This window comes from Hyphomonas pacifica (assembly GCF_000682675.1).
Lineage (GTDB): Bacteria > Pseudomonadota > Alphaproteobacteria > Caulobacterales > Hyphomonadaceae > Hyphomonas > Hyphomonas pacifica.
This window is the reverse complement of sequence record NZ_AWFA01000075.1, coordinates 1-1,259: the sequence shown is the minus strand read 5'-3', so window position 1 is coordinate 1,259 and position 1,259 is coordinate 1. Positions and strand designations below refer to the sequence as shown.

The following is a 1,259-nucleotide window of genomic DNA, read 5'->3' as shown; positions in this document are numbered from 1 at the left end:
AAGGAGAGGCCCGATGGCCAAGGCAAAGTTTGAACGCAACAAGCCGCACGTCAACATCGGCACGATTGGCCACGTTGACCACGGCAAGACGACGCTGACGGCAGCGATCACGATGGTGCTGGCGGAAGCTGGCGGCGGTGAGAAACGGTCCTATGAGGACATCGACTCCGCGCCGGAAGAAAAAGCACGCGGCATCACGATCAACACGGCTCACGTTGAATATGAGACGGAAAACCGTCACTACGCCCACGTCGACTGCCCGGGCCACGCTGACTATGTCAAGAACATGATCACGGGTGCTGCCCAGATGGACGGCGCGATTCTGGTTGTGAACGCAGCTGACGGCCCGATGCCGCAGACCCGCGAGCACATCCTGCTGGCTCGCCAGGTTGGCGTTCCGGCTCTGGTCGTGTTCCTGAACAAGGTTGACCAGGTTGACGATGAAGAGCTGCTGGAGCTCGTTGAAATGGAAGTTCGCGAACTTCTGTCTTCCTACGACTTCCCGGGCGACGACATTCCGATCATCGCCGGGTCTGCTCTGGCGGCTGTTGAAGGCCGTGACGACAATATCGGCAAGGACAAGGTTCTTGAGCTGATGGCAGCTGTCGACGAGTACATCCCGACACCTGAGCGTCCGCTGGACAAGCCGTTCCTGATGCCTGTGGAAGACGTGTTCTCCATCTCCGGCCGTGGTACGGTTGTGACGGGCCGCGTTGAGCAGGGCATCCTGAAGGTTGGCGACGAGATCGAAATCGTCGGTATCCGCGACACGCAGAAAACGACCTGCACGGGCGTTGAAATGTTCCGCAAGCTGCTCGACCAGGGCCAGGCTGGCGACAACATTGGCGCACTGCTTCGCGGTGTTGACCGTGAAGGTGTTGAGCGTGGTCAGGTTCTCTGCAAGCCGGGCTCCATCACGCCGCACACGACGTTTGAAGCTGAAGCCTACATCCTGACGAAGGAAGAAGGCGGCCGCCACACGCCGTTCTTCACCAACTACCGTCCGCAATTCTACTTCCGTACGACGGACGTGACGGGTGTTGTGACGCTGCCGGCTGACAAGGAAATGGTTCTGCCGGGCGACAACGTCAAAATGGACGTTGAGCTGATCCAGCCGATCGCCATGGACCAGGGGCTGCGCTTCGCGATCCGCGAAGGTGGCCGCACCGTCGGCGCCGGCGTCGTCTCCGCGATCAAAAAATAAGCTCTCTTCCTGAAGAGACTTTGCGAAAGGCCGCCCCAAAAGGGCGGCCTTTTTG

Annotated in this window: 1 protein-coding gene; it reads left to right on the top strand. The window is 59.7% G+C overall.

Going from position 1 to position 1,259, the window contains the following annotated elements; all coding sequences use genetic code 11:
* Window positions 1-13: 13 nt before the first annotated feature.
* Window positions 14-1,204 (top strand): elongation factor Tu, encoded by a 1,191-nt coding sequence (gene tuf / locus HY2_RS15300; protein WP_034799211.1) that lies wholly within the window; start codon window positions 14-16, stop codon window positions 1,202-1,204.
* Window positions 1,205-1,259: the final 55 nt, after the last annotated feature.

Bases quoted from the DNA above. Each gene is read 5' to 3' on its own strand.
- tuf (WP_034799211.1), top strand. From the start codon at position 14: ATGGCCAAGGCAAAGTTTGAACGCAACAAGCCGCACGTCAACATCGGC.